Annotated in this window: 22 protein-coding genes and 1 riboswitch; of the genes, 12 read left to right on the top strand and 10 right to left on the bottom strand. The window is 62.3% G+C overall.

Features of this window, described 5'->3' with window-relative positions; translation table 11 throughout:
- The first annotated feature begins 195 nt into the window (after positions 1-195).
- Complete coding sequence (locus tag ACDK93_RS16920) at positions 196-417, top strand: hypothetical protein (RefSeq protein ID WP_458070165.1); 222 nt, start codon at positions 196-198, stop codon at positions 415-417.
- A gap of 112 nt (positions 418-529) precedes the next feature.
- Entirely contained in the window at positions 530-2,725 is a 2,196-nt protein-coding gene (uvrD, locus tag ACDK93_RS16925; protein WP_458070166.1) for a DNA helicase II, read from the top strand.
- A gap of 175 nt (positions 2,726-2,900) precedes the next feature.
- Here the strand turns inward: uvrD and ACDK93_RS16930 are convergent, their stop codons facing one another.
- From ACDK93_RS16930 to ACDK93_RS16945, 4 genes are all read right to left on the bottom strand, one after another.
- The gene (locus ACDK93_RS16930; RefSeq protein WP_458070167.1) at positions 2,901-3,899 is read right to left on the bottom strand and encodes a hypothetical protein; all 999 of its coding nucleotides are present in this window, start codon (positions 3,897-3,899) and stop codon (positions 2,901-2,903) included.
- A 342-nt stretch (positions 3,900-4,241) separates the two neighbouring features.
- Positions 4,242-5,495, bottom strand: a complete 1,254-nt coding sequence (locus ACDK93_RS16935) for a heme biosynthesis HemY N-terminal domain-containing protein (RefSeq protein ID WP_458070168.1) — start codon at positions 5,493-5,495, stop codon at positions 4,242-4,244.
- On the bottom strand, positions 5,492-6,631 hold the full coding sequence (locus tag ACDK93_RS16940; RefSeq protein WP_458070169.1) for a uroporphyrinogen-III C-methyltransferase: 1,140 nt from the start codon (positions 6,629-6,631) through the stop codon (positions 5,492-5,494). The genes ACDK93_RS16935 and ACDK93_RS16940 overlap by 4 nt, the downstream gene beginning before the upstream one ends.
- Positions 6,632-6,742: 111 nt before the next feature.
- On the bottom strand, positions 6,743-7,513 hold the full coding sequence (locus ACDK93_RS16945; protein ID WP_458072512.1) for a uroporphyrinogen-III synthase: 771 nt from the start codon (positions 7,511-7,513) through the stop codon (positions 6,743-6,745).
- Positions 7,514-7,602: 89 nt separating this feature from the next.
- Between ACDK93_RS16945 and ACDK93_RS16950 the strand changes: the two genes are divergently transcribed.
- From ACDK93_RS16950 to ACDK93_RS16970, 5 genes are all read left to right on the top strand, one after another.
- Complete coding sequence (locus ACDK93_RS16950) at positions 7,603-8,100, top strand: YiiD C-terminal domain-containing protein (RefSeq protein ID WP_458070171.1); 498 nt, start codon at positions 7,603-7,605, stop codon at positions 8,098-8,100.
- A 103-nt stretch (positions 8,101-8,203) separates the two neighbouring features.
- A complete protein-coding gene (locus ACDK93_RS16955) occupies positions 8,204-8,620 on the top strand; it encodes a hypothetical protein (protein WP_458070172.1) in 417 nt (138 codons plus the stop codon).
- Between the two features lie 113 nt (positions 8,621-8,733).
- Complete coding sequence (locus ACDK93_RS16960; RefSeq protein ID WP_458070173.1) at positions 8,734-9,180, top strand: rhodanese-like domain-containing protein; 447 nt, start codon at positions 8,734-8,736, stop codon at positions 9,178-9,180.
- A 386-nt stretch (positions 9,181-9,566) separates the two neighbouring features.
- Entirely contained in the window at positions 9,567-10,241 is a 675-nt protein-coding gene (locus ACDK93_RS16965; RefSeq protein WP_458072513.1) for a sulfotransferase family protein, read from the top strand.
- A 244-nt stretch (positions 10,242-10,485) separates the two neighbouring features.
- Entirely contained in the window at positions 10,486-10,689 is a 204-nt protein-coding gene (locus tag ACDK93_RS16970) for a hypothetical protein (RefSeq protein WP_458070174.1), read from the top strand.
- Between the two features lie 27 nt (positions 10,690-10,716).
- Here ACDK93_RS16970 and ACDK93_RS16975 read toward each other — a convergent pair whose 3' ends face one another.
- The 4 genes from ACDK93_RS16975 to ppc form a co-directional block, all read right to left on the bottom strand.
- Positions 10,717-11,976: a HupE/UreJ family protein gene (locus tag ACDK93_RS16975; RefSeq protein ID WP_458070175.1), complete on the bottom strand. Its 1,260-nt coding sequence runs from the start codon at positions 11,974-11,976 to the stop codon at positions 10,717-10,719.
- Positions 11,973-13,286, bottom strand: a complete 1,314-nt coding sequence (locus tag ACDK93_RS16980; RefSeq protein ID WP_458070177.1) for a tetratricopeptide repeat protein — start codon at positions 13,284-13,286, stop codon at positions 11,973-11,975. The genes ACDK93_RS16975 and ACDK93_RS16980 overlap by 4 nt, the downstream gene beginning before the upstream one ends.
- A gap of 47 nt (positions 13,287-13,333) precedes the next feature.
- On the bottom strand, positions 13,334-14,887 hold the full coding sequence (locus ACDK93_RS16985) for a DUF4331 domain-containing protein (protein WP_458070178.1): 1,554 nt from the start codon (positions 14,885-14,887) through the stop codon (positions 13,334-13,336).
- Positions 14,888-15,636: 749 nt separating this feature from the next.
- On the bottom strand, positions 15,637-18,381 hold the full coding sequence (ppc, locus tag ACDK93_RS16990; RefSeq protein WP_458070179.1) for a phosphoenolpyruvate carboxylase: 2,745 nt from the start codon (positions 18,379-18,381) through the stop codon (positions 15,637-15,639).
- A gap of 79 nt (positions 18,382-18,460) precedes the next feature.
- Positions 18,461-18,535: riboswitch (S-adenosyl-L-homocysteine riboswitch) on the top strand.
- Positions 18,536-18,571: 36 nt separating this feature from the next.
- On the opposite strand from ppc, the gene ahcY reads away from it, so the two are divergent.
- From ahcY to ACDK93_RS17015, 5 genes are all read left to right on the top strand, one after another.
- On the top strand, positions 18,572-20,014 hold the full coding sequence (ahcY, locus tag ACDK93_RS16995) for an adenosylhomocysteinase (RefSeq protein WP_458070181.1): 1,443 nt from the start codon (positions 18,572-18,574) through the stop codon (positions 20,012-20,014).
- A 230-nt stretch (positions 20,015-20,244) separates the two neighbouring features.
- The gene (locus tag ACDK93_RS17000) at positions 20,245-20,772 is read left to right on the top strand and encodes a DUF4142 domain-containing protein (RefSeq protein ID WP_458070182.1); all 528 of its coding nucleotides are present in this window, start codon (positions 20,245-20,247) and stop codon (positions 20,770-20,772) included.
- Positions 20,773-20,901: 129 nt separating this feature from the next.
- Entirely contained in the window at positions 20,902-21,726 is an 825-nt protein-coding gene (metF, locus tag ACDK93_RS17005) for a methylenetetrahydrofolate reductase [NAD(P)H] (RefSeq protein WP_458070184.1), read from the top strand.
- 22 nt (positions 21,727-21,748) lie between these two features.
- Complete coding sequence (locus ACDK93_RS17010) at positions 21,749-22,345, top strand: DUF4124 domain-containing protein (RefSeq protein WP_458070185.1); 597 nt, start codon at positions 21,749-21,751, stop codon at positions 22,343-22,345.
- A gap of 97 nt (positions 22,346-22,442) precedes the next feature.
- Positions 22,443-23,360 carry a branched-chain amino acid transaminase gene (locus ACDK93_RS17015; RefSeq protein WP_458072515.1) on the top strand — a complete coding sequence of 306 codons (918 nt, stop codon included), beginning with the start codon at positions 22,443-22,445 and terminating at the stop codon, positions 23,358-23,360.
- A gap of 84 nt (positions 23,361-23,444) precedes the next feature.
- Here ACDK93_RS17015 and ACDK93_RS17020 read toward each other — a convergent pair whose 3' ends face one another.
- Both ACDK93_RS17020 and ACDK93_RS17025 read right to left on the bottom strand, forming a co-directional pair.
- Positions 23,445-24,731 carry a sensor histidine kinase gene (locus ACDK93_RS17020; protein WP_458072517.1) on the bottom strand — a complete coding sequence of 429 codons (1,287 nt, stop codon included), beginning with the start codon at positions 24,729-24,731 and terminating at the stop codon, positions 23,445-23,447.
- Positions 24,715-25,401 carry a response regulator transcription factor gene (locus tag ACDK93_RS17025; RefSeq protein WP_179477853.1) on the bottom strand — a complete coding sequence of 229 codons (687 nt, stop codon included), beginning with the start codon at positions 25,399-25,401 and terminating at the stop codon, positions 24,715-24,717. The genes ACDK93_RS17020 and ACDK93_RS17025 overlap by 17 nt, the downstream gene beginning before the upstream one ends.
- Positions 25,402-25,628 lie beyond the last annotated feature (227 nt).

Genomic DNA, 25,628 nt, shown 5'->3' on the forward strand with positions numbered 1-25,628 from the left:
ACGGCATCCCCGGCGCGCCTACCTCCCTGGGCCGCCACCCGGTACAAACCTCTCCCCTGGGTTTTGTAACGGCCGGCCCCGAAGGTTCCCCCTAGCCTTCGGGGCCTTTTTTTGCCCGCGATAGGCCAGCGCCGTGGACTTTTTGTGCACAGGGCCGTCCGGCATACTCGCGGCTCAATCAATGGGGAGAGTTTCATGCGCGCAGGTCTCATCATCGTCGGCATCCTTCTGCTGGTTGCCGGTATCTATGTCACCCTGGGTAACGGCAGCTACAAGCAGACCGATACCGTGGCGCAGCTTGGGCCGGCCAAAATCGAAGCCACGCACACCAAGACCGTGCCCGAATGGGCGGGTATCGCCGGCATCGTGGTCGGTGGCTTGCTGGTGGTCGGCGGGTTCGTCAGCAAAAAGCGCTGAGGCTTCGGCTCCCGTCCCCATAAACCGCCGCCTCCGCGGCGGTTTTCTTCTGCGCGGGCTTTCATGCCGCGCGGGCCAGCCCACGGAGACGCCGCCCGCTACAATGGACGCGATGGATGTCTCCTACCTGATCGACTCGCTCAACGACGCGCAGCGCGAAGCCGTCTGCGCCCCGCCCGGCCACTATCTGGTGCTGGCCGGCGCCGGCTCCGGCAAGACCCGCGTGCTCACCCACCGCATCGGCTGGCTGACCCAGGTCGAACGCGTACCGCCCTGGGCGATTCTCGCCGTCACGTTCACCAACAAGGCCGCAGGCGAAATGCGCGCGCGGCTGGATGCCTTGATTCCCGGCAGCACGCAGGGGCTGACCGTGGGCACCTTCCACGGCATCGCGCATCGCCTGCTGCGTCGGCACTGGCGCGAGGCGGGGCTCACCGAAACCTTTCAGATCCTCGATTCGGACGATCAGCTGCGGCTGGTCAAACGCGTGGTGGCCGGCCTGGGCCTGGACGACGCGCGCTTTCCGCCGCGCCAGGCCAGCTGGCAGATCAACAACTGGAAGGACGAGGGCAAGCGGCCGGAGAGCATCGAGCACGGCAACCATCCGGTCACGCGCACCTTCGTGCAGATCTATCAGGCCTATGAAGACGCCTGCCGCCGCGCCGGGCTGGTCGACTTCGCCGAACTGCTGCTGCGCGCGCACGAGCTATGGCTGAAAAATCCTGCCGTGCTGGAGCACTACCAGCAGCGCTGGCGCTATCTGCTGATCGACGAATTCCAGGACACCAACACACTGCAATACGCGTGGATTCGCGTGCTGGCCGGCAGCGCCGGACAAGTCTTCGTGGTCGGCGACGACGACCAGGCGATCTACGGCTGGCGCGGCGCGAAAGTCGAAAACGTGCAGCAGTTTCTGAAGGATTTTCCCGGCGCCCGCACGATCAAGCTGGAGCAGAACTACCGCTCCACCTCCAACATCCTCAAGGCCGCCAACAGCGTCATCGCGCGCAACGGCGGACGCGTGGGCAAGCAGCTGTGGACCGCCGGCGACGACGGCGAGCGCATTGCGCTGTACGCCGCGTACAACGAGCAGGACGAGGCGCGCTTCGTGATCGAGCGCATCCGCGAATACGTCGCCGAGCACGGCAGCGCGAAAGACTGCGCGATCCTCTATCGCTCCAACGCGCAGTCGCGCAACTTCGAAGAGCAGTTGATCCAGCGCGATATTCCCTATCGCGTCTACGGCGGCCAGCGCTTCTTCGAGCGCGCCGAGGTCAAGGACGCGCTGGCCTATCTGCGCCTTACGGCCAACCGGCATGACGACGCGGCCTTCGAGCGCGCCGTCAACACGCCGCCGCGCGGCATCGGCGATCGCACGCTCGACGCCCTGCGCAAGCGCGCCCGCACCGACAACACCTCGATGTGGGAAACCGCGCTGACCGAACTGGCCGGCGCCAGCGAACTTGCCGGCCGCGCCAAGAATGCGGTGAAGGCGTTTCTGGCGATGATCGATGGGATGGCGAGGGCGTTTGCGGGCCTCGACAGCGATGCTGCGTTTACGCTTGCCGAACAGATCGACCACGCCATCACCCACACCGGCCTGCGCGACCACTACGAAAAGGACAGCCGCGGCAACGGCGAGGCGCGCGTGGAAAACCTCGACGAGCTGGTCAACGTCGCCAGCCGCTTCGAGCCCACGCAGGAAGATATCGACGCGGGGCTCAGCGAACTCTCCGCCTTCCTGTCGCACGCGACGCTGGAGTCTGGCGAAAACCAGGGCGAGAAATGGGACGACTGCGTGCAGCTGATGACGCTGCACTCGGCCAAGGGCCTGGAGTTTCCCGTCGTGTTTCTGGTCGGCATGGAAGAAGGCCTGTTCCCCAGCCAGCGGTCAGTCGACGACGAGGGGCGACTGGAAGAGGAACGCCGACTCGCCTACGTCGGTATCACCCGCGCGCGCGAAAAGCTGTTCGTCACGCATGCCGAATCGCGTCGCATGCACGGCACCGAAATGCTGGCGCGCCCCTCCCGCTTCCTCGGCGAAATACCCGCCGAGCTGGTCGACGAAGTACGCCCGCGCGTGCAGGTCACCCGCCCCATCTACGCCGGCCGCTTCAATCAGCCGTCCGCATCGTTGCAGGAAGAGCTGCCGGTCAAACTCGGCCAGCGCGTCAGCCACCCCAGCTTCGGCGAAGGCGTGGTGATCAGCGCCGAAGGCAGCGGCGGCCACGCCCGACTGCAGGTGAATTTCGAAGGCGCCGGCAGCAAGTGGCTGGTGGCGTCGTATGCGAATCTCACGCCGCTGTAGTTCAAAGTTATCAATTAGACGTAGGACTGCGCAAATGTAGCTTTCCGCCGTAATCCTTGGCGGCATCGTGTCTGCGCCCATCCGGTCATCATAAGCGTGCAAGGATAGTCATCCGCCAAGCGGTGCTTGGTTTCAGACGCAGGCCAATCGATTGTTGACTGTTTGGGCTGAAGCCTCACTGTGGGGCGCTTGGTGGGATTGGAATGGTGACGCCAAAATAGCGGTCAGGCTCCCCTGACGGCCCTCCACGAATATTCGTTGCTTTCAGCAAGGAAATTTGGATCTTAATGCTCGCTTTGGACAGCGTGAGTCCGCTTATTTTCTTGATCGCGAAGTGACTTAAAACCGGGAGATGAATATCCGTCTGGAATACGTTGACTCCCTTCTTCGTGAGGAGATCAAGAAAAAGATGATTCGGATAAATGCCTGACAGAACGATTATGTTCTCGCCCTCGCACGCAAAGTCGTCTATCGGCGATTGAGGTAGAAACTGCCAATCGTCTTTGCCGATTGAGCGTCCCTCCCCTGCAATGATCGTCGAGGTCACTGAGGGCGAACACTTCCAAGACGTTTCAGGCAGCGATAAAGGTCCCTCTGCGGTGATATTTACTTGGGCACTGGGATATATCTTTACGCCGACACCACCCATACCAATCGGCTTGTCAGTCAAAAGGAACCGGCGCACAAATTCTGCAGCGTGTTGGCCGACCCAACCCATTTGGTGCTCAATTTCACCTTGACGCAAGATTCGGGTGGCGACGATCGAACGGCTCTTTTTATCGTAGATCGTGATTGTTGACCTGCGTGGACCATCAACATCCCATGCCTCGACTGTTTCCGTGACTTGATAGCGCGTAGATCGAATATCCCCGGTCCGAATAACTACTCCGCCGACGCCCGCCCGCTCATATGTTTTGCCATCGTGAGTGAAGTACGGATAGTTTGCCCAGACCGCATATCCCGGCACGAAAAAAGGAAAACTCTTCGGGGGAACGTTTTTATATTTGAGATCGAATCCCTGCACTCCCGAGACTGGCGAGAAGTTGTGCTCTGCTTGTTCAGACGAACCTTTCCTAGCTAGACCAATCCAGGTAACGCATGCGAACCCGATGATTGCCAGAACAGTTGCTATGACGAGCGCTAGCTTTTGTTCTGATCGGCGCTTCAACTCCATGAATCTGTGTCCTCCATGCTCCTGTAACGACAGCCGTCACATTGACTTGCAGCTGGGTTGGGGCATGCTCCGTTTTATAGTCAGCCAATCTAGGCAATCCGAAGGCTGGGTCAGAGTTTGAATCGGCAAATAGCGTAGTTTTTATTTGTGGCTGTCGATTAACCTAGCAAGCTAGTTACTTGGTTGGCCACATACGAGGAACCCCACCTGGGTATATGGTCTTAGATACCAAACCCGACTGGGATTGCTCGTCACCAAATTTCATCATGCCGTCCCTCATCAACCCGGCAACCGGCAAAAACGGGCCAAAAGCAGACATCTTGCTATCCAATCCACTACGACTTACTCCCGCAACCGCGGCACCCCAAGCTCGCTGCGCTCCTCAATCGTGATCGGACGCGTGTCGACACTGCTGTTGGGATTCAGCGGTAGCGGATCGACGGCCTCGCCGCGAGCGAAGGCCAGCGCGTTGCGGTAGCAGCGGCTGGCGAGGGCATCGTTGCTCTGGCCGGCGTGCAGGTCGCCGAGCGCCTCCCACACCGATGCGCTGGGCGCAAGGGCGAGCACGCGCTGCAGGTAGGTTTGCGCCTTGCTCCACAGCTTCAGTCGCAGGCACATGCGGCCCAGCGTGAGCAGCAGGCTGGCGTCGTTGGGATGACCGTCGAGCCAGCCTTCGGCGCGGCGCAGGCGGGCGTCGATGTCGTGGTTGCCGAGCGTGCCGTAGGTTTCGATCAGCAGCGGCGACCACTCGCGGCGCAAAGCCGATTCGACTTCGTCCATCGCCGGAAGGATCAGGCCGAAGCCGGCCGCGCGGCGCGCATAGGCATCGATGATGGCGGGCACGCGGCGCTGCGCCTTGGGCAGCTGCGACCACAGCGTGTTGAGCGCCGCGCCATCGGGCGATGCACTGAGCGTGGCAACGAGTATTTTCGATTCCAGCGCGTTGTACGCACGCGTGCCGAAGGCGCCGCTTTTCTGCAGCGGCTCCAGCGCCTGGCGCGCGCGGCGCAGGTCGCCGCTGGCCAGCGCGGCCAGCGCGAGTTCGCGCCAACCCGCAGGCGTAAGGCTACCGCTGTCCGACTCCGGTGCCAGCAGCGCGACCGCTTCGGCACACTTGCCGTCGCGACGCAGCGCGCGGGCGCGCAGCACGCGGGCGCCTTTGGGTGCCGATTGGGCGGCCTGATCGAGCGACTCGAACGCGCGCGCATACTCGCCCCTGCGAGAGGAGGCTTCGGCCGAACCCAGCAGGGCGGCGCCGCGCAGGCTGTCCAGACGCGAGGCACGATTCAGGTCACGCTCGGCGTCGCTGTGACGGCCTTCGGCCAGTGCGATCAAACCGTCGTTCATGCGCTGACGGCTCACCCGCCGATGGCGCCGCGAGAACGCGCCGAACGGCCAGCGGATCAGCCACCACAGTGTGCTCAGCAAGACCCAGAACAGGATCAACGTGAGCACCGCCGTGACGACGGTGCGCTCGGCATACCAGCCGTGCCACTGCACGTAGACGTAGCCCGGATCGTCGGCTGCCCAGTGCCAGCCGAACGCGACCAGCGCGGCGATCACCAGCAACAGAAGTATCCAGCGCCACAGCTTCATGGCTTGGCTCCGTTGGCAGGAGCGACGCTGCTGGCCGACGGGGCCGGCGCGGTGCCGGTCGCATCGGGTTTCAGCGCATGCACGGTGCGCAGATTACGCAGCTCGGTCAGCGCCGCACCAAGATGCACGGGCGCGCTGGGCGGCAGCGCCGCGCCGAGCTGTTTCAACGTAACGCGCGCCTGCTGCACGTCGGGATTGCTTTCATCGAACTGGCTCGACAGCGCCACGTCCACGCGCTGCAGCGCGGCGGCGTAGGCGTTGGCGTCATAGGCGAGCAGCGCGGTCTGCGCCTGCGCCAGGTCCAGCGAGGCCAGCTCGCGGGCGAAGCGCGCATCGGCGACGGCCAGCGGCGCGCCGTTGGAGCGTTGCACGCTGACCACGCTGGCCAGCGCCTGCTTGATGCGCTGCCACACGGTTTGCGATGGATCGTTGCTGCTCGTGCTGTCCAGCGTCTTCAGCGGCAGCGTAGCGAGGTCGCCGCGCAGCTCGGTCAGCTGCTGCAGCGCGCTGGCCTGACTGGCCGGCTGACTCTTCGCCAGCGCGTCGCGCTCGGCGGTGATGCTCTGGCGCAGGCCGACAAACGTTGCGTCGTTGACGCCAGCCAGGGTCTGATCGGCCAGGGTGTAGGCCGCGGCAGCACCCTGCGCGTCGTGGAAAAGCGTGTAGCGTTCGTCGGCCATGCGCAGCAGCGATTCGGTTTCGTCCAGCAGGGTGGCGTCCTGGCCGGACAGGCTCTTTTGCGCGAGCTTGGCCACGGCGTCTTCGAGATTGCGCGTGCGCTCGGCCTGGCTCAGCAACTCTTCGCGCAGCGAGCGGTTGACCTGATCGGCGTCGCTGAGGCGCTGGTTGAGGCTGGTGCGCTCGCCGCTTACGCCGCTGAGGGTGGTTTCCAGCGCACCGACTCGCTGCTGCAGCGTCGCCAGATTGCGGCTGTCGACCGTGCTCACCTGCGCCTGCTGCCACTGGCACCAGCCCACGTAGCCGGTGCCGCCGATCGCGATCAGTGCCAGCAGTACGGCCAGCGCCAGCGTGCCACCGCCGCGCGGCGCGGGCTGGGCATGCACCGGCGCGGGACGCACGGGTTTTGCCGGAATCGGGGCGACGGGCACTGGATCGGGGCGGATGTTCTCGGGCACGGCGTTCTCACTCGGGTTGTCTGCGTGGATCTCCGCACCATGCTACCAGCCCGTGCGTTCAGGGTCGTAGCGAGGCCTTGTGAAGGGCGCTGCGAGGCGCCTCTCGGCGAATCAGCCGGCGTGCACGGCAGCGTCGAGCAAATCGGCCGAGAGCGCGGACGCCGCGCGTGAAACGCGAGCAAAGCCGGCGGCGCTCGCTGCCGCCGCCAGTCGTTCGCTGCTGACCACCGCGGTCGCCGCCAAAAACCGGGCCAGCGCCGGCGGCGGCAACAACCGACAAAGCTGGCTCAGCGCTTCGGCGCTCGACAGCAAAACCAGCGCCGTGGCCGGCAGCTGCAGCAGCGCGTCGACGTGGCGACGATCGAGCCGCGGCGCCACGCGCCGATACACGTGCACCTCGCGCAGCTGCGCGCCGCGCATCACTAGCTGCTCGCCCAGCAGGCCGCGACCGCCGGGCGCACCGATCAGCGCAACCCGTTGGCCGGCCAGCTCGCGCAAGGCTGGATGATCGAGCAGGCCTTCACTGTCCTGTCGCGCGGGAACCAGCGGCGAACTGATGCCATGCCTTCGCAGCGCGCGTGCTGTACCTTGGCCCACGGCGAGAACGGTGAACGACGTCCGTAACGGCGAAAGCGCGGCGGCGAAGGCCACCGCCGCCGGGCTGGTGAACATCAGCAGGTCGTCGGCAAGCGCCTGCTCGAGCGCAATGCGGGCGGCCGCGGGGTCGGATGCACCGCGCAGTGAAAGACCCGGTAGCAGCATCGGCACGCCGCCTTGAGCACGCACCTTTCGCGCGAGGGCCGCCGCGGTGCCGGCGGGACGCGTGATCACCAGCGTGCGGCCGCCCAGTGTCCCGCTAGCTGCGGGGTTTTGCCGCTGCATCTGCATCTCGCATCCAGGTCTCGCCATTACCCGTAAGTGTAACGACCTCCCTACAATCGGGTATTCGCCCGTACGGACAGAGCATCAACGTGAGCACCATCGATCTCCCAACGCACAACCTCGCCCGCCAGGCAAAGCAGCTGGTGCAGTTCATGCGCGATGAAATTCCCATGGCGCTGGCGATGGATATCCGCCTGGGCGACTGCGATGAAGACCATCTGGACCTGCTCGCCCCGCTCGCACCCAACGTCAACGACAAGGGCAGTGCCTTCGGCGGCAGCCTGGTCAGCGTCATGACGCTCAACGGATGGGCGCTGGTGGAGCTGGCCCTGCGCCGGCACGGCGAGGACTGCGACCTGTTTGTGGGCGAATCCAGCGTGCATTACCTGACGCCGGTGCTGCGGGATTTCCGCAGCGAAGCCAAGCTTTCGGCGCAGGCGGATTGGGCGACCTTTTTCCGCACTCTGGACACCCGCGGCAAGGCGCGCATCGAGGTGGTGTGTACGGTGCCCGGCGAACAGGGCAAGCCCGCGGCCACGCTTTGCGCGCGCTTTGTCGCGAAGCGGCGCGGCGCGCAGGTGTCGTAGCAACACTGCACGCTACCGGACGCCGGCGGCGGCTTCGGGCAGAATAGGCGAGTGAGCAGCAGCCTTTCATCCAAACGCCGTCATACCGACTGAGGCCATCGCCATGCGCCGCCTACCGAGCATTTTCGCCCTTGCTGCCATGATCTTGCTGGCCGGCTGCGCCACGCAAAAACGCGCCGACACCCTGAATACCACGCTGACGGCGTATGCCAGCACCATACGCTGGGGCGATTTCCAGAGCGCGACGATCTTTCTCGACCCGAAGACGCGCGCCGACAAAATGCCCAGCGCGCTCGACCTGGCCCGCTACAAGCAAGTAGAGGTCAGTGGATACGACGCCGGCAACGGCCCCGTCCCCGATGGCGACAATCAGGTGCGGCAGATCGTACACATCAACCTGATCAACGTCAGCTCCCAGTCCGAGCGCAGCATCGTCGACCGCCAGACCTGGCGCTACGATGAAACCACCCAGCACTGGTGGCTGACCAGCGGGCTGCCGGACCTGACGCAGCAGCAGTAATCGGCACGGTCGACAGGCTCGCCGCGTGGCAGTACCGCCCTGCCAGACCCGCACTGCCCGTATAATCGATGGTTTACCCGAACAGCCGCACTTGATGCGGCAGTGGAACCACGATGAACGATTTTCTCCACAAGCTGCCCGAATTTATCGGCAACCATGCGGCGCTGTCCGCGCTGTTCGCGATCCTGCTGCTGGCGCTGATCGTCATGCAGATCACCGAACTCTTCAGCAAGACCAAGGTGCTTACGCCCGCCGGCCTGACTTTGCTGATCAACCGCGAAAGCCCGCTGCTGGTGGATCTTTCGGCCGTGGTCGACTTCGAGAAGATGCATGTGCCCGGCGCGAAGCACGTGCTGATGAGCCAGTTCGATCCGGCGAACAAGGATCTGGCCAAGGCGCGCGAGCTGCCGGTGGTGGTGATGGACAAGGACGGCCGCGGCAACTCGGTCAAGGCTGCGCAGCAGCTGGTCAAGGCCGGCTTCACCAAGGTCTACACGCTGGGCGGCGGCGTATACGCCTGGCAGCAGGCGCAGCTGCCCCTTGCCAAAGGCAGGAAATAAACTATTCGGCGCCCGCCAAGGCGCGCTCGCTCGCCGCTAAGGAAGGTCTGATCAACCCAACTTCGTAGGCGTCGTCAGTCTTCGGCTCGACGCACGGCCTCGGTGAGTGGCGTCCATGCGGTTGAACAGCCAATGCTCGCCGCGTTCTGGCCGCGTTTCGCTGCCACGATGCGTCCTTCAGGCGCACCTATCTTGTCTTTGCAAGCAAATACTCGCGGGACATCCACAGTTCGCTCAACGCCGCGCAGCTGGGTATCGCGCGCGAGGTCGTACCGGAACTGCTGGCGCCCGACAGCCGGCCACTGGCGATTAGCAGCCATGTTGTCAGCCGCGCCGCATACGATGCATGCACGCCGCTGACGTCGCCTCCTGCCGAACGCAGCCCTATTTTTGTTGTCGGCTTTCCGCGCTCGGGCACCACGCTGCTGGAACAGATGATCGATGCGCACGCGGACTTTCGCTCGATGGACGAGCGGGCGTTTATCCACGAGCTGACCGAGAGCATGACGCTGGTCGGCCAGCGCTATCCGGAGGATTTGGCCAATCTTGACCAGACCGACGCAGACCATTTGCGCGCGGCTTATTTCCGCATGGTTGCCGACGTGTTGCCCAATCTCGGCACGCGCCAGCTGGTCGACAAGAATCCGCTGAATATGCTTTGCCTGCCCACGATCATGCGACTGTTTCCGCGCTCGCGCATCATTCTCTGCCTGCGTCATCCCTGCGATGTGCTGCTCAGCTGCAACATGCAGCCTTTTCGCTCGCCGGCGTTTATGGTGCTGTGTTCGTCGCTGCAGCGGCTGGCGCGCGGCTATGTGCAGGCATTCGAGCAGTGGCATCGGCACGTCGAGACGTTCGCGCCTCGCGTACTGGAATGGCGCTATGAATCCGTAGTCAGCCAGTTTGACGATCACGTCGCGCAGCTTGGCCGATTTCTCGATGTGGCCGATGCGTCGTCCATGGCGCGATTCGCCGAGCATGCGCGCGACAAGCGCTACATCAGCACGCCGAGCTACGCGCAGGTGACCCATGGCATCCACCGCAACGCGGTCAACTGCTGACACGCGTATCGCGAGGCGTTCGAGCCCGTGCTGCCGATACTGCGCCCGATGATGAAAACGCTCGGCTACGAAGAATAGCGCGTCGCCTCGTCCTTCTCGCGTATCGACGCAGGCGCGTCGACATGACTTACGGCGTTTTCCGCAGGCGCTGAGCTCCGGCGGAATCAGACGGTCGAGCATTCATCTGTAAATTTCGATCATGCCGAGCTGCACTTCACGGTGCACCCTGCGCAGCAGAGCATCCATGCCAGCGGTACTGACCTTTACGACGGAGTCGAGCATTGACACGCCGCTGCTGGATCTGAAAGGCAATCTGGCGTATCACGCTGTACGGCAGCGCGGTCGCCAGTCCACGGCACGCATTCGCCTGCTGCCGAAGTTCCCGTTCACTACAGGCCAGTCTCATCATGCCCCGGTGAAGATCACAAAACTATGCGTTTATACGTGATCGCTCATTCGCATCCTGTTTGCAATTTCAGGCCGGCAGGATTGCGCTGAAGCCCGGAATCAGTATGTCGAACGCCCTCTGTACCAGCCAGCCCAGCGCGATCACGATGATCACCATCGATACCCAGCGCAGCATCACCACTTGGTAGAAACGCGTCTTGCGCAGCAGATAGGCGAACGGCAGAAAAGCCAGCACAATGGCCTCCTGCCCGATTTCAACGCCCACACTGAAGCCGCCGAGCGACGCGACCATGGCGCCGGTCGGCAGCTGCAGGCCGGTCAGCGCGCTGGCAAAACCCAGACCGTGGATGAAGCCGAACGCAAACGCGATCAGCCACACCCGCTTGTTGACAAGCGGATAGACATTGTTGAACGCCGCCACCATCACCGACAACGCGATGCCGGACTCCACCAGCCGGCTTGGCACATGCACATACCCGAGCACGGCCAGTGACAGCGTAATCGAGTGCGACAGGCTGAAGGCCGATACGATCTTGATCACATCCAGACAGGCCGGCCAGAAACTGGCCACCGGGTCCCAGCGATAGCGCGATGACGACGGCGCGAGCGCCATGAGCGCGCCACTGCTCTCCGCGACGGCGCCACCGGCACGCCAGCTGCGCTTGTCCGACCCCGTACGACGCATGATCAGCACGGCCGGCAGCAGCAACGACAGCAGGAACATGATGTGATCGATGCCGGTCCAGATATGCCAGATGCCGTCGGTCATGAAGCTCTTGAACTCGCCCCAGCGGTCCGGCTCGCGCAGGTTGAGGCTGGCCACCGGGTTGCTCGGTCCCAGCACGGCACCCGCGATCTTGTCGCCCGAGTGAATCGTGACGATGCCACGGTGATACGGATCGAGGTCGTACATCAACTTGTAGACGACGGTCAGTTTGCTCGGGATATTCTTGTCGCAGACCGCATCGAAAAGAATGACGTCGTAGGCACCGTCGGTGTGCTCGTCGATTTTCTGACCAGTCGGCCGCGTGTCGCAGGTAATGCCATCGCCTTTGACCTCCATTCGCGCCAAGGCGTACTGCTCGATCGTCTCGCGCCTCGCCTTCACTTCACCCCAGGTAATCGCGCCGTCGTGATTGGCATCGAGGCCGATGGCGTAATCGAGATCGCGCAGGGCGATATCCCACTGACCATGCATAACGTGGTCATTGGATGGATCGGCACGCAGGGTAAGGTAGGCGTCGCTTTCCTTGTGCGCTAGAGCACTCAATGGCGTGAGGATCAACGCTGTGACGAACAGCGTAAACAACAGCCTTTGCAGCTTCATCGGCCGCTGCCTGATGAGGATGATCCGGTCGCTGATGGACTATTCGTTGTGTCCTGGCCGGCGCGATCCGCCACCACATTTTTCGCTTGCAGCTGCTTCACCAGCGGGTCGATCGCAACGTCACTGAGATTGGTTTTTGCAATAAAGTCCAACGCGGGCTTCGCTGCGGAAGGATCGTTCGCAGCCAGCGCAGCCTCCAGATAAACCCGCACATCTTTCGGCGCGCGCTGCTCTCGCCAGTTCTGCTTGGCGAGGTCCAGTGCCATCATCGGATCGTGCTCAACATGGAGCATGTAGCTTGCTTCTTCGCGCAGGAAAACATGATCGCCGCGCTGATCCATCGACCGGAATCGAGCATCCATCTCAGCCATATCAGCCTTGGCCTTCGGGGCTTCGAGTGCCTTTTCAGCGGTCACCAGCACGAGGAACGACGTGTCCGATTGAGTGTCACCGCTGACCAGATCAACCGCTTCTTTAGCGCGACCCTGATCGATCAGAAACTCACCGTAATCAGCGAGGAGAAAATTGTCGCCCGGCGTTAACTTCAGGGCATTTTTGAAATGAATATCGGCAAGGTCTGGCTTACCCATACGCGCGGCCGTGTCCGCCATCAACCCCTGTATCCAGGCCTTTATAGCCGGAGGCGCCTTCGGACCAGGGTCTTGAACATACGACAGCAGCGCGTACGCTTGCGCGTTCTTCCCGCTGAGGCCTCGCAGCGATGCGGTACAGATCATTCCCATAAAGTTGCCGGCCGCATTGGTCATCTGCACGCACAGGCGGTTGGCCAGATCGTGGTCGCCTTGAACCATCGCCACCGTGGAAAGGGTAAGCAAGGCTTGAACATTCTCCGGATCGCGCTTGAGAATCTGCAGCAGCTCATCTCGCGACGCCTGAAAAAAGTGGCGACTCTGCTGAATCGTCGCGTGAACCAGCATGATCGGAATGGGTGGTGGTGTGCGCGCCATGAATGGCGTGATCACCGCCATGGCACGACCCAGATAGCGCGCGTCACCGGTGGAGCGGCCATAGTCAATATATGCCTGCGCGAGCGCCACTGCTTTTGTCGCGTCCTGCGCATGTGCGTTGAAATCGCTGCGTAGCTGATCGAACTGGCGAACACGCGGGTCGGTTGTTGGTGGCACCAGCTGCAGAACGACACTGGCGCTAGCCGGAACATAAGGCGTGGTCTGGTCTGCCTGTGCACTGAAACTGACCAACACCATCAGCGACAGCAGAATAAAACGGAGTACATCGCAACATGAGCTGCGATGTACTCCTTCGCATTTGCCCCCGAATCCAAATTTCATTTACGTCGTGCTCGAAGGCGGATGGCAGTCATCACTTACCGACCAGATTACTTGATGCTTTTGCCGCTTGCCGCTTTGATATTTGCTGTCGTTACCGTCCCGTTGACGGCACCAGCTACGGGCGTATTGAGGTACGGGAAATGATCGAGATAGGTATCAGCAGCGTTTTCGCCGCCGGTCACCGTCTCCGTAGCAGCCGTTGCTCCTGGTGAACGAGCGCCATCCGTGAATGCCGCACCGTTATTCGGGTCAGCCGTCTGATCGCCGCAGGTGCCGTAAGTCGTGCTGCAAATGGCACCTTCAACCACGCGGAGCGCGATATCGACGACATCGTCATAAGGACGGCGGCCGTTCGGGAAGCCGGCCAGGTCACCACCGAGCACACCCAGATCGTTTTGCTGCGCCGGCGCGGTTGCCGGCGTTGTCACGTTCAAACGCAGCTCTTCCGAAGGAACGACGTTTTTCGGCTGGTTCAGACCCGGCAGACCGGTCAAGAAGGCGCTGACCAGATCGTTACGTGGCGTATGCGGCACAGCGGTGCTGAAAAGTGCATTCAACAGCACGGGCAACGTCGGATTCGTCACATAGGTGAGGAAGTTGGTCGCGTCGTTGCGCTGTACGCTGCCGTTGAACTTGTCCTTGTCCTTCAATCCGATAACCAGCTCGTTGACCAGCGGCGAACCCAGCCGCGAAACCTGGGTGTAATTCTCGGCAAAGAAATTATTCGGTGCGTAATAGTCAGACTGCGTACCGGTCTGCGCCAACACCCAGTTGTTCTGCACGAACGCCGTTGTCCATCCACCGATAACGGGATCGCCAGCCGCATCCTGGAGGCAACTTGCGGGGACTTCCAGCGCCAGGGTTGTAACGTTCTTGTCGGTCAATGCATTCGTTGTTGAATCGCGAGCGCCAAGGGGGTTCAGGTTCACCAGATCGAAGATGGCTCCGAGATCTGCGACGAAGCCGTCCTTGCGCTGTCCAACGAACATGCGGCCAGGTGTCGGGCAGCCTGGGATATTGATGTTGTAAATGTAGCTATCGGCGTAGGCTTCGTAGTTGGCGATCGACTTGTTGCCGATGTTGTCCACCGGCTTGGTGAACGTCGTAGAGTTGTCCGCCGCATTGGTGATCGGAGCACCCGGAGCCATGCCGTCGCGGAAGAGCTGTACCGAATAGGTCTGCGTGACGTTGAGATTGCTCGTGTTGGCTGCGCTGATTGCGCCCACGTTGATCAGGGGTACCGTGGTGTTGGAACTCGCGCCAGTCGGAACGGCGATCTTGTTATACGTGTTGGTAAACGTGAACCGGAAGGTCAAATTCGCCTTGGCGCCGCCGGTATTGTCGATTCGGAAGTCGTAGACGGCACGATCGCTCAGCGCGTGGAAGTTCGGCCCGCTGTACGGGTCCTGTAACGGATTGTAGTTGGCGAGCAGCGTTACGTAACCCGTTCGGCCGGCCTCGTAGCTGGAGAACATGTAGAAATCGCTCGCGTCTAGCTGTGGCATCGTGCTGATGAACGGTGCTTCGCGATGGCTGGATGCCATGACGACGGCAGGAGCCAACCCGAGCAGTAAAAACAGCGGCTTTAATTTCAGCTTCATTGAAAATCCCTCGCAACACAATGTGGTTACCAAATTCCGCGGAGCTCCGAGTCAAATCCTCGCAAAGCTCTTTGCGGCTCCCTGCAGCTGATTCCGTTCCCATGATTCTGTTCGACACAAAGCTGAGGCAATAACCTTGGTGACATCAGCGAACCTAGGCGCGTAGGCTCAATAGTTGATTTCCAATAGTTCTTTGCGGTCGATCCCGTCAGTCAGCATCCGTGCAGCTTGCTGATTGAGTTACGCGGCTTCACGTGACGACGGATGCATGGCCATATGTGAAGATTTATATTGGGTTCAGCTAATTCGGATGCCTGAACGACCGCGCACGAATGGCGCCCTTCGGCGGCGACTGATGCTGCTGTAAAAGAAGAGTACGTAGAGCAGACATGCAGGAGCGGCTGTAACATTGCGCTGCCATCAGGGTTACCTGCATCGAAAAATGCCCACGCTTGAGCTGAGGCGAAGGTGATCGCCCCCCCCTGCGGACTGCGTGAATGACCATCTGCGAATCAGCAGACGGCCGAGTAAATCCCTGGCCCTGGACTCCAGCAATCCATTGCCGCTGCTGCGTAGAACGGCGACATATGGGAGCACTGCATTGACTGCCGGATTCACTATTTATCGGCGCCTGCGGGCCGCGCCCAAGGTGTGTTGGCCCGTTATGGAGAGCTGCCGTAGAAAGACTTTTTTTGATCGATCGGAAGCGCCGCTTCGCCTGCCGGCAGAGCACTGAGCCAACACGCGCATCAACCGGTATTCTGCAGGCCCTGAGAAACGCCGTTGACGCAGGCGACCAGGGCCGCCAGCAGCGTGTCGTCCTGCTGATCACTCGCGCGCCACCGACGCAACAGATCCACCTGCATCAGGCTCATCGGATCGACGTAGGGGTTGCGCAGGCGGATCGATTGCGACAGCCGCGGTGCACGATCGAGCAGCGCATCGCTGCCCTTGAGGCGAAGCAGCCAGCGGCGCGTGAGTTCGAATTCGTCGCGTATCAGACTGAAAAACTCGGCGTGCAAGGGACCGGCGAGTTGCGAGAAGGCCTCGGCAATATCCAGATCGCACTTGGCCAGCACCATTTCCACATCGTCCAGCATGTTGACGAAGAACGGCCAGTCGCGCGCCATCTCGGCCAGCACCTCCTCGCCGAATTCGGCGGCACCGCTTTCGAGCGCTGATCCCAGGCCGTACCAGCCGGTGATGATCGAGCGGCACTGAGTCCATGCAAACACCCACGGGATGGCGCGAAGATCCTGCACGCCGCGCATGCTTCGTCGGCTGGCGGGACGCGAGCCCAGCGTCATGCGCTCGATCACGTCGATCGGTGTGGCCGTGCGAAAATATTCGACAAAATGCTCGCGATCGACCAGCGCGCGATAGGCCTTGCGGCTGTTCGCAGATAGCTGATCCATCCGCTGAACCCACTGCTCCTCGCGCTGATCTGTCTGGCGCGGACGCAGGCTGGACCGCAGCACGGCGCCTACAGTCTGTTCCAGATTGCGCAGCGCCAGCGCGCGAATCCCGTATTTGCGATGGATCACCTCGCCCTGCTCGGTGACCCGCAGTACGCCGGCCACCGAGCCACGCGGTGATGACATCAGGGCCGGCGTGATGCGCGCACCGCCGCGGCTGGCCGAACCGCCGCGACCGTGAAAAAACGCCAGCCGGATACCCGCCGCCTGCGCCAGCTCCAGCAGCTCCAGTTGCGCGCGCTGCAGGCCCCAGCGCGAAGCCAGGGTGCCAGCGTCCTTGCCGCTGTCCGAGTAGCCCAGCATCACCCACTGCCGGTTGCCGCGCGCCGCCAGATGCTCGCGGTACAACGGATTATCGAGCAGCGCGCGCAGGGTGGCCGGTGCGTTTTTAAGATCGTCGACGGTCTCGAAGAGCGGTGCGATATCGATGGGAACGTTTGGCGTTTTGCCGTTGCACGCAGGTTTCGGCGATGTATCGGATGGAGCTACCAGCCCGCCGTAGCGAGCCAGCGCCAGTACCGCCAGCACGTCGGCGGCCGAGCGCGCCATGCTGATGATGTACAGGCCGATGGCGTCGGTGCCGTAGCGCGTGCGTGCATCGTGCAAGGTGTCGAACACGTCGTGCAGGCTTTGCGCGTTGGCATCGTTGCTCACGTCGAACGCCTGCTCGCCGCTGGCGAACGGCTGCAGTCGCTTCACACGATCGGCGACGTCACGCGAAAGCCATTCCGGGTCGTTGAGGAGTGCAGCAAGCGCCTCGTCGTGCACGCGTGAATCCTGCCGCACATCCAGCCGCGCCAGATGAAAACCGAAGGTGCGGACGCGTCGAATCAGACGCTCTACTGCATAAGCACCGGCATGCACGCCGCGGTGATCAACCAGACTGCCTGCAATGATCTCCAGATCGTCCTGCAATTCTTTCGCACACGTATAGCCTTCCGAATGAACATTGTCTTCGGTTGCGCGAAGCCGTGCGCCCATCAAGGTCAGCAGGCTGCGATACGGCATGTCGGCATGCCGCGGGCGAATACTCGCCGCGGCTTGTGGAAAACGCTGCTGATAGTCGGCCAGACGCTGCGAAAGCGCTTCGTCGATACGCACCCGCTGGTCGGTCTGACTGAGCAGGCGTGCGAGCGTGCCGATGTCTTCCACATAACGCTCCAGCACATGAGCGCGCTGGGTGGCGAGGCTGGCGGCGATCGTGGGTGCACCCACATTCGGGTTGCCATCCATGTCACCACCGACCCAGGTCGCAAAGCTGAGCAGCTGCGGCAGCGGCGTTTCTACCTCGTAAACGGTCTTCAGCGCCTGTGCCAACGATTCGTACACCGCTGGCACGATGCGATAGATAGGGTTGGCCAGATAGAAACCGACGTGGTGGTGCTCGTCCTGCACGGTTGGCCGTACCGGCGAGGCTTCGGCGGTCTGCCAGCCCGAAGAAAGTGCCATGTAGATACGATCGTCGTCCTCGCGGCGCTCCTGCGGCGTGCGGGTGGGATCGAAGTTGTCGACCAGCGCCCGCACGATGGCCTGCTCCTTTTCGAGCAGCGAGCGGCGCACCGCTTCAGTCGGGTGCGCGGTGAATACGGGCTCTACCTGCATGCGATCGAGCCAGCCGAGCAGCTCGTCGGTGCCGACACCCTGATCCTTGAGCTGGGTCAGCACATCGAGCAACGACTCGGGCTGCGGCAACGTGCCATCCCGCTGATATTCACGCCGGCGGCGGATGCGGTGAACGCGTTCGGCAATGTTCACCGCCTGGAAATACGTGGCGAAGGCGCGTGCAAGGCTTTCGGCATCGTGCGGCTGCAGGCCGGCCAGCGTATCGGCCAGCGCGTCGACCGAATCACCCTCGCGACGGCGCTGGATGGCGGCCTGGCGGACAGATTCGACGCGTTCGAAAAAGCCCTCGCCTCCCTGTTCGGCCAGCATCAAACCGACCAGGGTGCCCAGACGATTCACGTCCTCGTGCAGGGGGCCGTCGTGCGGCAGGGATGCGATTTCGCGACTAGCGGGCATGGGCAACTCCGTTCAGGTGTTCCCAAGACTACCAATCCAATGCGGTGCTGTGGTCAGCTATAATCAAATCTATCCCCTGTCCGCCGAGGGGCGCTGCGACCGTGCAAAACGGCCAGGCTCGGTGCGGCAAGTTTCACAACGGCGCCCGGTTAACACACGCGAATTCATTCGCACTAACCGGAGACACTGCATGAACGCTGTAACGAAAGACGTCGAAATCGCCGACTATAAAGTGGCCGATCTTTCCCTGGCCGACTGGGGCCGCAAGGAACTGGATATCGCCGAGCACGAGATGCCGGGCCTGATGTCGATCCGCCAGAAGTACGCCGCCGCCAAGCCACTGAAGAACGTGCGCGTGACCGGCTCGCTGCACATGACCATCCAGACCGCCGTGCTGATCGAGACGCTGAAGGACATCGGCGCCGACGTGCGCTGGGCCTCGTGCAACATCTTTTCCACCCAGGATCATGCCGCCGCGGCCATCGCCGTCACCGGCACGCCGGTATTCGCCTGGAAGGGCGAGACGCTGGAGGAATACTGGGATTGCACGCTGGACGCGGTCAGCTTTCCGGCGGGCAATGGCAAGTTCCTCGGCCCGCAGCTGGTGGTCGACGACGGCGGCGACGTCACGCTGCTGATCCACAAGGGTTACGAGCTGGAGAAGGGCTCGAAGTGGGTGGACGAACCGGCTTCCTCGCACGAGGAAGGCGTGATCAAGAACCTGCTCAAGCGCGTGGCGAAAGAGCGCCCGGGCTTCTGGACCACCGTGGTTAAGGACTGGAAGGGCGTCTCCGAAGAAACCACCACCGGCGTGCATCGCCTGTACCAGATGGTCGAGGCCAAGTCGCTGCTGGTGCCGGCGATCAACGTCAACGACTCGGTGACCAAATCGAAGTTCGACAACCTCTACGGCTGCCGCGAGTCGCTGGCTGACGGCCTAAAGCGCGCGATGGACGTGATGCTGGCCGGCAAGGTGGCCGTGGTCTGCGGCTACGGCGACGTCGGCAAGGGTTCGGCCCACAGCCTGCGTGCCTACGGCGCGCGCGTCGTGGTAACCGAGATCGACCCGATCAACGCGCTGCAGGCGTCGATGGAAGGTTTCGAGGTCAATACCGTAGAGAGCACGCTGGGCCGCGGCGACATCTACGTCACCACCACCGGCAACAAGGACGTGCTGACCATAGAGCACCTGAGCCAGATGAAGGATCAGGCCATCGTCTGCAACATCGGCCACTTCGACAACGAGATACAGGTCGATGCACTGAACAACTTCCCGGGCGTGGTCAAGCTCAACATCAAGCCGCAGGTGGACAAGTACACCTTCAAGGACGGCCGCGCGATCTTCCTGCTGGCCGAAGGCCGCCTCGTCAACCTCGGCTGCGCCACTGGCCACCCGAGCTTCGTGATGTCCAACTCGTTCTCGAACCAGACCCTGGCGCAGATCGACCTGTGGGCCAACAAGGACAAGTACGAAGCGAAGGTCTACATCCTGCCGAAGAAGCTGGACGAGGAAGTCGCACGTCTGCATCTGGAGAAGATCGGCGTGGTGCTGACCACCCTGACCCCGGCACAGGCCGAGTACCTTGGCGTGGACAAGGACGGCCCGTACAAGCCGGAGCATTACCGCTACTAATTTCTACCTGTTCCTGAGAGACACGGAGCCCGCCTGAAAAGGCGGGCTTTTTTTGCGCCATGTGGCGCGTGCCGCAAGCGGAAGCAGGCGCTTGAATGACCCGCCCGATACGTGGCCAGGGCACTGCAGCGCTTTTCACGTATCGAGTGCAAATAATGGTTCGGCTGACGCTTTGATCGGCACAGGGCGCCGCAAGAGCCACCTTTCCCGCGACCAGAAGGAAAAGATGCATGAACGTATCCCGGAAAAATATCTCGCTGCTGGCGGCAGTCACCTTCGCCGTCGGCGTGACCACCAGCGCCATGGCCTTTGCTGACACGCCAACCCTTTCGAAGGGCGACCAGGCTTTCGTGGCCAAGGTTTCGCAGGGCGGCATGTTCGAAGTAGCAGCGAGCAAGGTGGCCGAAGGTAAAGCCAGCGCACAGGACGTCAAGGACCAGGCCCATACCGAGGTTCACGATCACGAGCTGGTCGGTAGCAAGCTGAAGTCGATTGCCTCGTCGAACGGCGACGATTTTTCCACCGATCTCAATGCCGATTTCACCGCCCGCGTCGCCAAGCTCAACGCCCTGTCCGGCAAGGCGTTCGACGATGCCTATATCGCGGAGATGAAAACCATCCACGCGCTTGACGGTGCCGCTTTCGCCCAGGAAGCCAAGACCGGACAGAACGCCGATCTGAAAGCTTTTGCCGCCGAAACGGTGCTGATCGTCAAGCGTCACATCGGCGCCCTGCACGGCGTCAGCAGCAAGAGCTGATCTGTCCTGGCCATCGAGGTTACGGGCCACCGGCCCTTGATGTCGGAACGACGCGCCGCGGCTAATATCGCTTCATCGCGAGATAGAGATATATACTCGCCGTCAGCGCACCTCTCAGGAACCGACGCGATGCCGGCGATCAGCTTTGAATTTTTTCCGCCCAAGACCGACGAACAGCGTGCGCAAATGGATCGCGCCGCCGCGTCGCTGAAAGCGCACCAGCCGGAATATGCGTCCGTCACCTTCGGCGCTGGCGGCTCCACCCTGAGCTACACCAGCGAAACAGTGCAGCATCTGAACAAGGTCCACGGGCTGGCGGTCGCGCCGCACCTTTCCTGCATGGGCGGAAGCCGCGCCGAGCTGGCCGCCCTGCTGGACGACTACCGCGCCGCCGGCTATCGGCGAATCGTGGCCCTGCGCGGTGATCTGCCCTCGGGCATGGCCACGCACGGCGACTTTCGCTACGCGGCGGAGCTGGTGGCTTTCATCCGCCAGCACAGCGGAGATCACTTCCATATCGAGGTGGCGGCGTACCCGGAAACCCACCCCCAGGCGGACAACGCGCTGAAGGATCTGCAGCACTTCAAGGCCAAGGTCGACGCCGGCGCCAACGGCGCAATCACCCAGTATTTTTTCAACGCCGACGCGTATTTCCGCTTTGTCGACGACGCCAGCAAGCTGGGCGTGAGCGTGCCGATCGTGCCGGGCATCATGCCCATCACCAACTACAGCCAGCTCAGGCGCTTCTCGGAAATGTGCGGCGCCGAAATTCCCCGATGGATCGCCAAGCGTATGCAGGCCCACGGCGATGACGCCGATTCAGTGCGCGCGCTGGGCGCCGAGGTCGTGGCGCAGCTATGTCGTCGCCTGCTCGATGGCGGCGCGCCGGGGCTGCATTTCTATACGCTCAATCGCGCCAGGGCCACGCAGTCGGTATTGCAGCAGCTGGATTGAGCCAAGCCGCTATGCTGCCGCCATGCGCCTGCTGAAACTTTCGCTCTGGTTTGCTCTGATCCTGTGGGCATGGCCCGGCAGGTCGCAAACGGAAATTCACCGCTGCATCGACACGAGCGGCCGCGCGCTGTTTACCGACCAGACCTGTGCGTCCATGCAGGCGACGTCCGTTCATCCGGCACCCAAGCCGAGCGATGAGCTCACCCATGTCACAACGCTCGCCGCCACGCCGGCCGAGCCGCCGCCGATTCTGTGCGCGTCAACGTTCAGCGAACTGCGGCAAAGCGTGATCGACGCATTCGCCAACCGCAACGCGAACCGGATGGCGGGACTGATGCTGTGGAGCGGCTACACCAGCACAACTGCCGTCGCCGATATTCGTGCGCTCCATGCGTTGATGCAGCAACCGCTGCTCGACGCCGGGCCACCCGACGACAGCAACGCGCAGGCCTCAGAAAACAGCGATTCGCCCGCTGACGATATGCAGGCCAGCGATGCCTCCAGCAGCGGCCAGCTGGTACTGCATCTGGCGGGTAACGACGGCAGCGGCAATCCGCGCGAGCTGCGCTATGGCATCGTCCGTCGGTATGGATGCCTTTGGCTGCGCATGGCGCAGTGACAATCATCGATTCGTTAAAACCCCCTCGGCACAGGTTATACACATGCCGTACAACCGCTCAGCAGTTATCATGCGCGGTCCCCATTGGAGAACGGTCATGGCGCAGCAGTACCCGGAGTGGATCTGGCAGAACGGCGAGATCAAGCCTTGGAAAGACGCGACCACCCACGTGATGTCGCACGCGCTGCATTACGGTTCGTCCGTGTTCGAAGGCATCCGCAGCTACGCAACGCCGGACGGTGCCGCCATTTTCCGGCTCACCGACCACCTGCATCGGCTCTATCAGTCGGCGCGCATCTACGACATGGTGCTGCCGCATACCGCCGATGAACTGGCCGCCGCCTGCCGCGACGTGATCAAGAAGAACGAGCTCGGCGCCGCGTATCTGCGCCCGGTTGCCTATCGCGGACTGGGCGGCTTCGGCCTCTCCGCCGAAACGCCGATTGACGTCGCCGTGGCCGCGTGGCCCATGGGCCCCTACCTCGGCGCCGAGGCGCTGGAGAACGGCATCGACGCGTGCGTATCGAGCTGGCAGCGTTTTGCGCCCAACACCATTCCTGCAGGCGCCAAGGCGGGCGGCAATTACCTCTCCGGCCAGCTGATCGCACGCGAAGCGCGCCGGCTGGGTTTTGGCGAGGGCATCGCGCTGGCCTCAACCGGCCTTCTCAGCGAAGGTGCCGGCGAGAATCTTTTCCTCGTTTTCGACGGCGTGCTGCACACCACGCCCGCCAGCGCCTCGATCCTGGCCGGCATCACGCGCGATACGCTGAAGACTCTGGCGCGCGAAGACGGCATCGAGGTGGTCGAGCGCGACATTCCGCGCGAGTATCTCTACCTCGCCGACGAGATCCTGATGTGCGGCACCGCGGCCGAGATCACCCCGATCCGTTCAGTCGACGGCAAGCAGGTCGGCGCTGGCAAGGCCGGACGGGTGACCCGTCGTCTGCAGGAGCTGTTCTTCGGACTGTTCGACGGCCGCACCAACGATCGCTGGGGCTGGCTGGAGCCGGTGTGACGTTTTCCAGGGGCTAGGGTCGAGAGTTTGTGCTGAAGCGAGTGAGCTTCGTACTTCTCGGCCCTCGCTCATCGCCTCGCGACCTTATCCTCCGAACACGATGCAGGCAATCGCTCCGTTGGTGTCGCTGCGCGGACGCATGGATACGTCCCAGCCGTACAACTCGCACAGGCGGCGGACAATGGCCAGACCAAGACCCGCGCCGCTGCCGCCTGCGCCTTCACCGCGTACGCCGCGCTGAAACAGCCGCTCGGCATCTTCCGGCTTGATCCCAGGTCCCGTATCGATCACTTCGATGCGACCGTTTCCCACCTCGACCCGCACGCTGCCTTCCAGCGTGTACTTGATCGCGTTGCCGATCAGGTTGGTCAACGCGACCGAGAGCACCGATGCTGGCGCGTTCACGGTGACCGCGTCGCTCACGCTGAGCTCGATTTCGATCGGCTTGCCGCGCATCTGCGGCCGTTGGCTCTCAATGACATCCGACGCCACCTTGCCCACCTCAGTGGTTTCACCGCGCGTGGGGCCACGTCGCTCCGCGCGCGACAGCAGCAGCAGCGCCTCGATCAACTCGGTCGCCTGACGCGACGCGCGTTCGATACGCTTCAGACGTTCGCTGATTTTTTCCGTGAGATCGGGTGAACCTTGAAGCAGCTCTGTCGTGCTGGCAATCACCGCCAGCGGCGTGCGCAGTTCATGGCTGACGTCGGAGTTGAATTCGCGGTCACGCTCGACCATCGAGGTAAGCCGCTCGGAATACTCGTCCAGAGCACGCGCCAGTTCGCCCACCTCGTCGTCGGCAAAGTGCACGGCCAGCGGCTCGGCTTTTCCAGCCTTGCGGAAGTCGCGCAGGCGTCTCGCCAGTTCAGTCACCGGCTTGAGGACTTTTCGCGAAAGCCAGAGACCAATGCCCAGAGACAGCAGACTGAAAATAATCACAGCGCCCACTAAAGAGGTAATCAGCTGGCGCTTACCGAGATCTTCTCGGCTGATGTCGTAGCGGGTAAACCCAATGATGCCGTTTTTCCGTCGTACGGCCAGTTTGTAATGCCTATCTTTACTGCTTGCGTCCGTATCGTGAATGTCGTGCACACCGCTGGCTAGGTTCTGCCAGGCGAGTGGCATTTTGTAGAGCGTGCGATCACTTTTTACCCATCCTTCAATCAATTCAGATTGGAAAGGGCGATCAGGATGTTCAATCGCATTGTCAACGGCCTGATCTACGTCGCTTTGCATGCTGTCGTTGATCAGCTGGTTCTCGACCCTTGCACGTACATACAGCGCAGCCACAGCAAACATCGCGCTGAGGCCGAAGCCAAACAGCGCGAAGCTAAGTACAAGGCGGAACCGAAGCTTACGCCTGGACTGCATCCGGCTCGACCATCCGGTAGCCAATGCCATGACGCGTGTGGATCAAAGGCTTCTCGAACGGCTTGTCGATCGCCGCACGCAGGCCGTGGATATGCACGCGCAGGGAGTCACTGTCGGGCAGCTCCTCGCCCCACACGCGCTGCTCCAGATCCTGACGTGTCACTACCGACGGGCTGGCCTCCATCAGCGCCTGCAGCAATTTCAGGCCGATCGGGTTGAGCTGGATCGACTTGCCTTCGCGATTCACCGTCAGCGTATCGAGATTGAAGGTGAGGTCGGCGACCTTCAGCACGCGGCTCTGCGGACCTTTGCCGCGACGCGCCAATACTTCAAGCCGCGCGGCGATCTCCTGCAGCGCGAACGGCTTGGTCATGTAGTCGTCGGCGCCCGATTCGAAGCCGATCAGCTTCTGCTCCAGCGCATCGCGCGCCGTCAGCATCAGGATCGGCGTCTGCTTGTGCGCCTCGTGACGCAGCTTGCGAGCGACTTCCAGCCCATCCATGCCGGGCAAGGTGAGATCCAGCACAATCACGTCGAAATCGTGAACCACCGCCAGGTGCAGGCCGGTCACGCCGTCACCGGCGAAATCGACCACGTGGCCGCGGTCTTCAAGATAATCGCCGATGTTGGTCGCGATATCGCTATTGTCTTCGATCACCAGAACGCGCATGCATCACTCCTGCGCAGCCGTTGCACGGAACGGCTGGGACTGCAAGCTTAACAAGCTTGCATGCGGGAATCCCGTCAATTGCAGCGCCAAACTGAACGCCACGCCGCGCGGGCAAGAAAACGGCCCGATACCGTCACCAGCAGTCTCGGCGCCGTTGACGAACCTGCGCACCAACCCGATGAGCGGTGGGGACTCTGTAGAGGGTCAAAGGTTACAAGCGAGTTAAC

Source organism: Rhodanobacter sp. BL-MT-08, assembly GCF_054161255.1.

What these genes read in the sequence shown, in the direction of transcription:
- ACDK93_RS16920 (WP_458070165.1), top strand. Translation starts at nt 196, where the DNA reads ATGCGCGCAGGTCTCATCATCGTCGGCATCCTTCTGCTGGTTGCCGGT.
- uvrD (WP_458070166.1), top strand. Translation starts at nt 530, where the DNA reads ATGGATGTCTCCTACCTGATCGACTCGCTCAACGACGCGCAGCGCGAA.
- ACDK93_RS16930 (WP_458070167.1), bottom strand. Translation starts at nt 3,899, where the DNA reads ATGGAGTTGAAGCGCCGATCAGAACAAAAGCTAGCGCTCGTCATAGCA.
- ACDK93_RS16935 (WP_458070168.1), bottom strand. Translation starts at nt 5,495, where the DNA reads ATGAAGCTGTGGCGCTGGATACTTCTGTTGCTGGTGATCGCCGCGCTG.
- ACDK93_RS16945 (WP_458072512.1), bottom strand. Translation starts at nt 7,513, where the DNA reads ATGCAGCGGCAAAACCCCGCAGCTAGCGGGACACTGGGCGGCCGCACG.
- ACDK93_RS16955 (WP_458070172.1), top strand. Translation starts at nt 8,204, where the DNA reads ATGCGCCGCCTACCGAGCATTTTCGCCCTTGCTGCCATGATCTTGCTG.
- ACDK93_RS16960 (WP_458070173.1), top strand. Translation starts at nt 8,734, where the DNA reads ATGAACGATTTTCTCCACAAGCTGCCCGAATTTATCGGCAACCATGCG.
- ACDK93_RS16970 (WP_458070174.1), top strand. Translation starts at nt 10,486, where the DNA reads ATGCCAGCGGTACTGACCTTTACGACGGAGTCGAGCATTGACACGCCG.
- ACDK93_RS16975 (WP_458070175.1), bottom strand. Translation starts at nt 11,976, where the DNA reads ATGAAGCTGCAAAGGCTGTTGTTTACGCTGTTCGTCACAGCGTTGATC.
- ACDK93_RS16980 (WP_458070177.1), bottom strand. Translation starts at nt 13,286, where the DNA reads ATGAAATTTGGATTCGGGGGCAAATGCGAAGGAGTACATCGCAGCTCA.
- ACDK93_RS16985 (WP_458070178.1), bottom strand. Translation starts at nt 14,887, where the DNA reads ATGAAGCTGAAATTAAAGCCGCTGTTTTTACTGCTCGGGTTGGCTCCT.
- ppc (WP_458070179.1), bottom strand. Translation starts at nt 18,381, where the DNA reads ATGCCCGCTAGTCGCGAAATCGCATCCCTGCCGCACGACGGCCCCCTG.
- ahcY (WP_458070181.1), top strand. Translation starts at nt 18,572, where the DNA reads ATGAACGCTGTAACGAAAGACGTCGAAATCGCCGACTATAAAGTGGCC.
- ACDK93_RS17000 (WP_458070182.1), top strand. Translation starts at nt 20,245, where the DNA reads ATGAACGTATCCCGGAAAAATATCTCGCTGCTGGCGGCAGTCACCTTC.
- metF (WP_458070184.1), top strand. Translation starts at nt 20,902, where the DNA reads ATGCCGGCGATCAGCTTTGAATTTTTTCCGCCCAAGACCGACGAACAG.
- ACDK93_RS17010 (WP_458070185.1), top strand. Translation starts at nt 21,749, where the DNA reads ATGCGCCTGCTGAAACTTTCGCTCTGGTTTGCTCTGATCCTGTGGGCA.
- ACDK93_RS17015 (WP_458072515.1), top strand. Translation starts at nt 22,443, where the DNA reads ATGGCGCAGCAGTACCCGGAGTGGATCTGGCAGAACGGCGAGATCAAG.
- ACDK93_RS17020 (WP_458072517.1), bottom strand. Translation starts at nt 24,731, where the DNA reads ATGCAGTCCAGGCGTAAGCTTCGGTTCCGCCTTGTACTTAGCTTCGCG.
- ACDK93_RS17025 (WP_179477853.1), bottom strand. Translation starts at nt 25,401, where the DNA reads ATGCGCGTTCTGGTGATCGAAGACAATAGCGATATCGCGACCAACATC.